Raw genomic sequence first — 9,741 nt, 5'->3', positions numbered from 1 at the left:
TGCGTACACCCGTAGGAGCTGCCGCAGGCTGCGATCTTTTGATCTTGCTTTGAACAGTCCTCAGCCCAACGGCACCAGCCGCTCCAACGCCTCGGCCACCCCGCGCCCATAAGCCGGGTCAGCCTTGGTGCAGTTGTCGATGTGCCGCTGGCGGATCAACTGCGGTACGCCGTTCATGGCCCGCGCGGTGTTCTCGAACAACAACTGCTGGCGCGCCGGGTCCAGCAGGCGGAACAGGTTGCCGGGCTGTTCGTAGTGGTCCTCTTCCAGCCGATGGTCGTAGTGCTGGGCAAAGCCTTCCAGCGGCAACGGCGGTTCGGACAACTCCTTGGAATCCTCCCATTCGCCGACGCTGTTCGGGAAGTAACTGGCCGTGCCGCCGAGGTTGCCGTCGGTGCGCATGGCGCCGTCGCGGTGATAGCTGTGGTGCGGGCAGCGCGGGGCGTTGACCGGGATGTGATTGAAGTTCACCCCGAGGCGATAGCGCTGGGCATCACCATAGGAAAACAGCCGCGCCTGGAGCATGCGGTCCGGCGAGAAACTGACACCGGGCACCACGTTGGCCGGGGAAAACGCCGCTTGTTCGATTTCGGCGAAGTGGTTTTCGGCGTTGCGATTGAGTTCCATGGTGCCGACTTCGATCAGCGGGAACTCGCCATGCGGCCAGACCTTGGTCAAGTCGAACGGGTTGTGCCGATACGTGTTGGCCTGTGATTCTTCCATCACCTGGATGCACAGTTTCCATTGCGGGAAATGCCCATGCTCGATGCTCTCGTACAAATCCCGCAGGTTGCTTTCCCGGTCCTTGCCGACCACCACCGCTGCCTCGGCGTCCGACAGGTTTTCGATGCCTTGCTGGCAGACGAAATGAAACTTCACCCACACTCGCTGGTTATCGCGGTCGATCAGGCTGAAGGTATGACTGCCGAAGCCGTGCATGTGGCGGAAACTGGTGGGAATCCCGCGATCGCTCATGACGATCGTCACCTGGTGCAGCGCCTCGGGCAGCAGGGTCCAGAAATCCCAGTTGCTGGTGGCGTTGCGCAGGCCGGTGCGCGGGTCGCGCTTGACCACATGGTTGAGGTCGGAAAAACGCAGCGGGTCGCGGAAGAAAAACACCGGGGTGTTGTTGCCGACGATGTCCCAGTTGCCTTCGTCGGTGTAGAACTTCACCGCGAAACCACGGATGTCGCGCTCGGCGTCGGCGGCGCCGCGTTCACCGGCCACCGAGGAAAAACGCACGAACAGCGGGGTCTGCTTGCCCACTGAGCTGAAAATGTCGGCTTTTGTGTAACGCGTGATGTCATTGGTCACCGTGAAGGTGCCATAGGCGCCAGAGCCCTTGGCGTGCATGCGGCGTTCGGGGATCAATTCACGGTCGAAATGCGCGAGTTTTTCCAGCAACCAGATGTCTTGCAACAGCGCCGGACCGCGTGGGCCGGCGGTCTGGATGTTGAGGTTGTCGGCCACCGGGGCGCCGGTGGCGTTGGTCAGCTTCTTCATGGTCAGGTTCTCGACGGTTACAGCTCATCAGGAGCGAAAACCGGCGCGGATCTACGCCCGCGCCGAGGCGCATCAACCCTTGAGGAACGCCAGTAGATCGGCGTTGAGCTGATCCTTGTGGGTATCAGTCAAGCCATGGGGCGCACCGGGGTAGACCTTCAGCGTAGAACCTTTCACCAATCCTGCCGAAGCGATGCCCGCCGCTTCGTACGGCACCACCTGATCGGCGTCGCCATGTATCACCAGTGTGGGGATATCGAATTTTTTCAGGTCTTCGGTGAAGTCGGTTTCCGAGAACGCCTTGATGCAGTCATAGGCGTTCTTGTGGCCGGCCATCATGCCTTGCATCCAGAACCAGTCGATCATGCCCTGGGACGGTTTGGCGCCCGGTTTGTTGAAGCCGAAGAACGGACCGCTGGCGAGGTCGATGTACAGCTGCGAGCGGTCTACCAGCGACGCCTGGCGAATGCCGTCGAATACTTCGACAGGCAGGCCGCCGGGGTTGGCTGCGGTCTTGAGCATCAGCGGCGGCACTGCGGAAATCAGCCCGACCTTGGCCACTCGGCTGGTGCCGTGACGACCGATGTAACGCGCCACTTCGCCGCCACCGGTGGAGAAACCGAACAGCACGGCGTCTTGCAGATCGAGCCGTTCGATCAACTGCGCCAGATCGTCGGCGTAATGGTCCATGTCGTTGCCCGACCACGGTTGGCTGGAACGACCATGACCGCGACGGTCGTGGGCGATGACCCGGTAACCCTGGTCGGCGAGGAAGATCATCTGCGATTCCCAGCTGTCGGCATTCAGCGGCCAGCCGTGACTGAAGACAATCGGCTGACCGGTGCCCCAGTCCTTGTAGTAAATCTCGGTGCCATCGCGGGTGGTGAACGTGCTCATGGGACGTGCTCCTTAACGTGGGGGTTGGGGGTGAATCAATCGGCTGTGCGGCGCATTCGCTCGGCCAGTCGCGCGACCCGCTCGCCCAGGTGCGCGGCGGTGCAACGGTCCTCAAAGGGCGGGGCGAAATCGGGGGACTGTTCGACGTTGGACTGGGCCATGGCGCCCAGCGAGCTGCCGAGCCGGTTCATTTGTCCGTCGAACAGCCCGGTGGCGGAGCGTGCCGGCAGCACGTCGAGCCCGACCCAGATCATCGAATGCTGAGCGGCGAACACCGCCATCTGCTGCAAGGTGTTGAGCTTGTCGCCGCACAGGCAGCCGGAATTGGTGAAGCCGGCGGCCAGTTTGTCGCGCCACGGTTGCGCCAGATAGAAGGACGCCGTGGCTTCCATGAATGCCTTGAAGGCGGCCGAGGCACTGCCCATGTAGGTCGGCGCACCGAAAATGATCGCGTCAGCGTGGTGCAGGTGGTCCCAGTGTTCGTCGACATCCTCGACCGCAATCAGCCGGCAGATGCTGCCGGGATGTCGTTGCACACCCTGGGCCACGGCTTCGGCCAAGACCCGGGTGTGCCCGTAGCCACTGTGATAGATCACCACCACGTTGCTCATCCCGGTGTCCTTGCGATGGGTTAAACCTTCTGTAGGAGCAGAGTCTTGGGCCTGGACCGGACGCACGACGAGTTAAACGTTGTTAATTTTGCCTGACGCGCCAAAAGCCCTATCCGCCGCTTTTCCGACGCCGCGCCCAACAAATACGCAACCCACCGACTATGCTGGGAAACCGGCAGTCGCAGCGAACACCCGGCAGTCAGCCGGCCACAGCATTGCGCTCGGCAAAAAACCTGAGGAATATGCTCGAAAACCGCGATCTAGACGGATGCGACCAGGAGTGACCCGTTGACCCTTGCCCTCGAACAGGCTGTGCATTTCGGCCCCTACAGGATCTACCCCGGACAACGCCTGGTGATGGAGGCCGACCAGCCCCTGCGCCTGGGTCGACGGGCCATGGACATCCTGTTGATCCTGCTGGAACACGCCGGGAACGTGGTCAGCAAGCAGCAACTGATCGCCGAAGTCTGGCCTGACAGCGTAGTCGAAGAAATCAACCTGCGAGTGCACATGGCGGCCCTGCGCAAGGCCCTCGGCGACGGCCAGGCCGGCCAGCGCTACATCGTCACCGTGGCCCAGCGCGGGTACAGCTTTGTCGCGCCTTACTCGCTGGAACATGTCGAACAGCACCCGGCAGGCGACCCGATTGAATCGAACGGTCACAACCTGCCCGTGCGTCATACCCGGCTGATCGGCCGCCAGGCGCTGGTCGACAATCTGGTGACGCAACTGCCGCGCCAGCGTTTCATCACCCTGGTCGGCCCCGGTGGCATCGGCAAGACCACCGTGGCCCTGCGCGTCGCCGAACAACTGATCGGCCGCTACCGCGACGGCATTCGCCTGCTGGACCTGGCGCCGATCAACGACCCGTTGATGATCAGCGGCCACTTGGCCACGCTGCTGGGCCTGTCCCTGCACGACAGCGAACCGATGAGTGGACTCGCCCTGTTCCTGCGCGAGCGACAGCTGCTGCTGGTCATCGACAACTGCGAACACCTGATCGACAGCGTGGCGCTGCTGTGTGAAAACCTGCTGCGTGGCGCGCCGCACGTGCACATTCTGGCCACCAGCCGCGAGAGCCTGCGGGCCGAGGGCGAATTCGTCCAGCGCCTGGAATCGCTGGACTGCCCTCCTCCGATTGCCGTGCTTGATCGCGCTCAGGCCTTGAGTTTTTCCGCGTTGCAGTTGTTCGTCGAGCGAGCCATGGCCAGTCATGACAACTTCGAACTGCACGATGCCCAATTACCTCTGGTCATCGATATCTGCCGGCGCCTCGACGGAATTCCGCTGGCGCTGGAACTGGCCGCCGCGCAAGTCGCCAGCCTTGGCCTCGACGGTTTGCTCGCACAACTGCACGACAGTTTTCGCCTGCTCACCCACAGCAGCCAGACGACCCTCGCCCGCCATCAAACGCTGCACGCCACGCTGGACTGGAGCTTCGAACTGCTCAACGCCTGCGAACAAACCTGCTTGCGCCGACTGGGCGTGTTCCGCGGTGGCTTTACCCTGGCGTCAGCCGCCGCGGTGATCGTCGGCGAACACATCGAACCCGAAGAAGTGTTTGGTTCGATCACGCAACTGGTGGCCAAATCCCTGTTGAGCGTGGACGTTGGCGACGAAGACGTGTTCTACCGCCTGCTCGACACCACCCGCAGCTATGCCCTGGAAAAACTCGAACAGACCACCGAACTGCCCGGCACCCGCGAACGCCACGCGCAGCGTTGCCTGACGCTGATGCAGCAAGCGCAAGAAGATTGGGAGTTGATTCCGACAGCGCTGTGGATCGAGCGTTACGCCCGAGGCCTGGAGGACATTCGCGCGGCCCTCGATTGGGGCTTGAATGCGCGGGGACCGCAGGCGCTGGCGATCCAGCTGACGGCGGCCTCCACACCGCTCTGGCAAGAACTGTCCTTGCTTCGCGAACACGGTGGTTACGTGCGCAAGGCCCTGGCCCTGCTCGATGCGGCCGCCGAGCCGTGCCCGCGTTTGAAAATGTCCCTGAAACTGGCCCTCGGCAGTGCCTGCTACCACGCCCAGGGCGGCAGCGCTGAAACCATCGGGGCTTTCGTCACCGCCAGAACCCTGGCCAAAGAGTGCAATGACGTGGTCGGCGAGTTGCGCGCCGTCTCCGGGCACATGGCGGTCAACCTCAGCTGCGGCCATTATCAAATGGCCCTGGAACAGAGCCAGCAATTCGACCGTTTGGGCCTGCATGGCGACCCGGTGCTGTCGCTGAGCACCCATCGTCTGCGGGTGCTGGCCCTACACTTTGCCGGGGATCAGCAACGCGCCCGGCTCAATGCCGAAGAAGTAATCCAGCGCATGGCCCACAGCGGCCATATCAACCGTTTCACCCACGGCTTTGGCGTGCAATACGACCAGAGCGTCGCCGCCCTGACCATCCTCGCGCGCATCCTCTGGCTGCGGGGCCAACCGGAACAGGCCTGGCGCACGGCCCGACAGGCATTGGACATTGCCCTGCAGATCAACCACGGCACCTCGATCTGCTACACCCTGGCGCTCGCGGGTTGCCTGATCGCCCACTACAACGGCAACACCCGCACTGCCCGCGAGTTATTGCAATTGCTGCTGGAGCAGGCGCAGAAACACTCGGTGCAGCTGTTCTACAACTGGGCGCAACACTACGCGCAGGTCATTGATCGTGCCGCTGCGCCGCGCCATCCGGGTGTCGGCCTGATCAAGGAAATCATGGTCACGCTGGACACCGCGTTCGTCGATGATGATTTGCTGCAACGCGCCGACAGCGGCGCCGCCGGCTGGAGCACCGCAGAGATTCTGCGGGCTCGCGCCGATGGGTTGTTGGCTGCCGATTGCCCGATAAAAAACTGCGTCGCCGAAACCGTGCTGATCAAGGCAATCAACGTGGCGAAATCCCAGGGCGCACTGGCCTGGGAACTGCGCAGCGCCACTTCGCTGGCGCGACTTTGGCAGCGTCAGGGCCGCTACCGCCAGGCCCATACGCTACTGGCGCCGATCTACCAGCGCTTCACCGAAGGTCATGCCACGCCCGACTTGAAGGCCGTACGACGCTTGCTCGACGAGTTACAGAGCGACGTGCCGGTCTGACGGTTGCTGCGTATGACTGATGTAACCGGCATAGCGCATTTCGACCGAGCGCAACGCGCCACTGTGTTCAAGTTTTTCCAGGGCATAACTGCGCGTGGTGTTGAGGAAGCGGAATCGACTCACGCCGTTACCCTGCTCCAGTGACAACAGCGACTTGAGCACAAGACTGTCCATCACGCCGTTCAGGTTCGCTGGCAGCAATGTGGCGCAACTGACGACGCCCATCGCCGCGTCCAGGGTGAACGCTGACTTGAACACCGCCAGGCGCTGCAACACGGTTTGCTCAGCCGGGCTCAGCCGTTCGTAGCTCCAGTCGAGCGCGGCCTTGAGGGTCTGGTGTCGCGGGACGGCCGTGCGCCGACCTTGGGTCAGCAGTTGAAAACAGTTGTCCAGTTGCGCTTGCAACCCCACCAGCGCCAGCGCGTCGATCTGCGCCGCCGCCAGCTCGATCGCCAGGGGCAAACCATCGAGCCGTCGACAGATTTCGCGTACAGCCTTGAGGTCCTGTTCGCGCAGAGCAAACCCTTGCTGACGGGCCCGGGCACGGCTGACGAACAGCTGCACCGCCGAATACCCCATGAACTCCTCGATGCTGCGTAACGCCGAGACGGGCGGCACCACCAGCGGCGGCAACGGCAGGAGTGTTTCGCCGCTCGCCCGCAGCGGCTCGCGGCTGGTGACCAGAATCGACAAGCGTGGCGCCGAGGCCAGCAGCGCTTCGATCAGGGTCCGGCAGCGTTCCAGCAAATGTTCGCAGTTATCGAGGATCAATAACGCATGCCATTGCCCGAGCGCCTCCAGGGTGGTGCCGACGTTCAATCCCAGGGTTCGCGTCAGGTGATCGACCAACTGCGCGGGGTCATCGATTGTGGCCAGGTCCACCAGCCACACGCCTTCGCGATAATGCTGCAACAGCAGTTCACCGACCCGCAGCGCGACGGTGGTCTTGCCGATGCCACACGGCCCGACCAGGGTCATGAAGCGCCGCACCGGCAACTGCCGCACGAGACTGCCGACTACCGCATCACGCCCGGTGACCGGGGTCAGCCGCGCCGGCAGGTTATGTTGGGGTTTGTGCAGGTTTTCAAGCGAGATCGGCGTGAGCTCCGATGCCTGCTGTACCGGCGCGACAAAGCTGTAGCCGCGCTGGGGAATATTGACGATGTAGCAATGGCCGTTCTGCCCGTCGCGAAAGGCCCGTCGCAGGGCGGCAATGTGCACCCGCAGGTTGATCTCCTCGACCACCGAGCGCGGCCAGACCAGTGCGATCAGTTCCTCTTTGCTGACCACCGAGCCCGCGTGCTCGACCAGCACCTGCAAGATATCCAGCGCCCTTCCGCCCAGCCGCAGCGGTTGATCGCCTTCCAGAACCAGTCGCTGATTCAGGTGGAATGCGTAGGGGCCGAAGCGCAGCACCGTGTCGCTGTGTAAGTCTCTAATGCTGTTCATGCACGTTCACCCGCCGGGAGCCTGCTCGGCACGCGAGTCCATCCAGGCCCCGTACCTTCCTTGCAATGAGTTCTCGGCTATCTTGGCAGGCCTCGGTGACGGTACAACTGCCACGGGGGGAGCGTACCGGCCATAACGGTGCGCACAACGGCCAAGGGCGCTAGCTGAACTGCTCGCGGTACTGAGTCGGGGTCAGGCCGAGTTTTTCACTGAACAAAAAGCGCATGTGCCGCACGCTGCCGAAGCCGCTCTTGAAGGCCACGGTCTTGAGTGGCAACTCCGTGGTTTCCAGCAGGTTGCGCGCGCTATCGATGCGCGCACTTTGCAGGAACTCCATGGGCGTCATGCCCACTTCACGGGCGAAGACCCTGGCGAAGTGACGCGGGCTCATCGCAGCCAGACCGGCCATGCGTTCGATGCCGAAGGTTTCGTCGAGGCGTTCGAGTACATGGTTCTGCACCCGGGTGATCGCCGTTTCGTGAGGCGCCACCGCCGCCATCAATGGACTGAACTGCGCCTGGCCGCCCTGGCGTTTCATCACTACCAACAACACTTTGGCGACGTCCTGGGCGACTTTCTTGCCATGGTCCCGAGCGACCACCGACAACGCCAGGTCGATCCCGGCCGTCACGCCGCCGGAGGTGATCAGGTTGCGGTCCTGAATGAAAATCTGGTCAGTCTCGACGGTGGCCGTCGGGAACGCCTTGATCAGCCGCTCGGTGTAATGCCAGTGCGTGGTCACCCGATAGCCGTCGAGCAACCCCGCATGCCCCAACACGAAGGCCCCGGTGCAGATCGAGCCATAACCGGCGGACCGGCCGACGTTGTGCCTGAGCCAGTCGAGCAGCGGCGGATGGTTTTCGTTGTAGGCACCAGGACCACCGGGCACCAGCAACAGGTCATAGCCGTCGCAGGCCTGATCAATGTGCACATCGGCGTGCACGCTCACCCCGTTGGATGCCCGCAGCGCACCGGGCTCGGTTCCGATGGTCGACAGCACATAGTGATCGTCGGGTTTCAGGTAACGGTTGGCGATGGAAAACACCTCCATCGGCCCGGCCATGTCGAGCAGGAGGAAGTTGGGGAACAGCACCATTGCCACGGTTTTCATGGGTTAAAGATCACAGTAATTGAACAAAAGGCTTAGCGAACGCGGTTCCCTGTGGGAGCGAGCTTGCTCGCGATAGCGGTGGATCAGTCGACGCACCTATTGAATGTGAAGCCGCCATCGCGAGCAAGCTCGCTCGCACAGGTTTTGTGCAAACACCGGTGGTTCATGTGACCTACAACTGTCAACTCAATCGAGACAGTATTTCAATTTTCATCTACTTATTGCACCAACCAGTAACCATTAACCTTCTCCTCACTCGGACGAATCAACGTCCCCGCAGGAGAATTCATCATGCTGACCCTTCGCAAAGCTTCTGATCGTGGCATGGCCAACCATGGCTGGTTGAAGTCGTTCCACACCTTTTCCTTCGCCAACTACCGCAACCCGAAAGAACAGGGTTTTTCCGACCTGCTGGTGATCAACGATGACCGCGTCGCCGCCGGCAAAGGTTTCGGCCAGCACCCGCACCGCGACATGGAGATTTTTTCCTATGTGCTCGAAGGTGCGCTGGAACACAAGGACACCCTGGGCACCGGCTCGGTGATCCGTCCCGGCGACGTGCAGTTGATGAGTGCCGGCAGCGGCGTGGCGCACAGTGAATACAACCACTCGGACAAGCGGCCCGTGCACTTCCTGCAAATCTGGATCGTACCGGAGGTCAGCGGCGCTAAACCGCGCTACCAGCAAGAGCACTTCAGCACGCAGAAAAAACGCGGTCGCCTGCAACTGATCATCTCGCCCGACGGCGCCAAGGGTTCGCTGAAGGTTCGTCAGGATGCGCGGGTGTATGCCGCCCTGATCGACGGCAAGGAAAGCGCCACCCTGGAACTGGCCGCCGATCGCTACGCCTATGTGCATGTGGCGCGGGGCAGTGTCGAGCTCAACGGCCAGCCGTTGCAGGAAGGCGATGGCGTGCGGGTTCGCAAGGAACAGGTGCTGACGTTGAGCAACGGTGTGGATGCCGAAGTATTGGTGTTCGACCTGCGCCCGCAAGAGCTGCCGGAAATGCCGTAACCGAAAAGATCGCAGCCTCGCTTCGCTCGACAGCTCCTACAGGTTCTCACCCGTTCCTGTAGGAGCTGT

General features: G+C 62.3%; 7 protein-coding genes. 2 read left to right on the top strand and 5 right to left on the bottom strand.

The annotated features are described in order from the left end of the window. Nucleotides 1-60 precede the first annotated feature (60 nt). The 3 genes from ACW9JC_RS25840 to ACW9JC_RS25830 form a co-directional block, all read right to left on the bottom strand. A complete protein-coding gene (locus tag ACW9JC_RS25840) occupies nt 61-1,503 on the bottom strand; it encodes a catalase (RefSeq protein ID WP_448107138.1) in 1,443 nt (480 codons plus the stop codon). Nucleotides 1,504-1,575: 72 nt separating this feature from the next. Continuing rightward, nucleotides 1,576-2,400 carry an alpha/beta fold hydrolase gene (locus ACW9JC_RS25835; protein WP_457458517.1) on the bottom strand — a complete coding sequence of 275 codons (825 nt, stop codon included), beginning with the start codon at nt 2,398-2,400 and terminating at the stop codon, nt 1,576-1,578. Nucleotides 2,401-2,435: 35 nt separating this feature from the next. Beyond that, nucleotides 2,436-3,011, bottom strand: a complete 576-nt coding sequence (locus tag ACW9JC_RS25830; protein WP_416128206.1) for a flavodoxin family protein — start codon at nt 3,009-3,011, stop codon at nt 2,436-2,438. 288 nt (nt 3,012-3,299) lie between these two features. On the opposite strand from ACW9JC_RS25830, the gene ACW9JC_RS25825 reads away from it, so the two are divergent. Next, complete coding sequence (locus ACW9JC_RS25825; RefSeq protein WP_457458515.1) at nt 3,300-6,098, top strand: ATP-binding protein; 2,799 nt, start codon at nt 3,300-3,302, stop codon at nt 6,096-6,098. Here ACW9JC_RS25825 and ACW9JC_RS25820 read toward each other — a convergent pair. Then, on the bottom strand, nt 6,075-7,547 hold the full coding sequence (locus ACW9JC_RS25820; RefSeq protein ID WP_457458513.1) for an ATP-binding protein: 1,473 nt from the start codon (nt 7,545-7,547) through the stop codon (nt 6,075-6,077). The two genes, ACW9JC_RS25825 and ACW9JC_RS25820, sit on opposite strands and share 24 nt — an antisense overlap. 160 nt (nt 7,548-7,707) lie before the next feature. Further along, a complete protein-coding gene (locus ACW9JC_RS25815) occupies nt 7,708-8,658 on the bottom strand; it encodes a GlxA family transcriptional regulator (protein WP_416128209.1) in 951 nt (316 codons plus the stop codon). Nucleotides 8,659-8,949: 291 nt separating this feature from the next. On the opposite strand from ACW9JC_RS25815, the gene ACW9JC_RS25810 reads away from it, so the two are divergent. Next, complete coding sequence (locus ACW9JC_RS25810; protein ID WP_416128210.1) at nt 8,950-9,672, top strand: pirin family protein; 723 nt, start codon at nt 8,950-8,952, stop codon at nt 9,670-9,672. The last annotated feature ends 69 nt before the right edge of the window (nt 9,673-9,741 follow it).

The organism is Pseudomonas sp. SDO5591_S426 (assembly GCF_054070755.1).
This window is presented reverse-complemented; position numbering and strand designations above follow the sequence as displayed.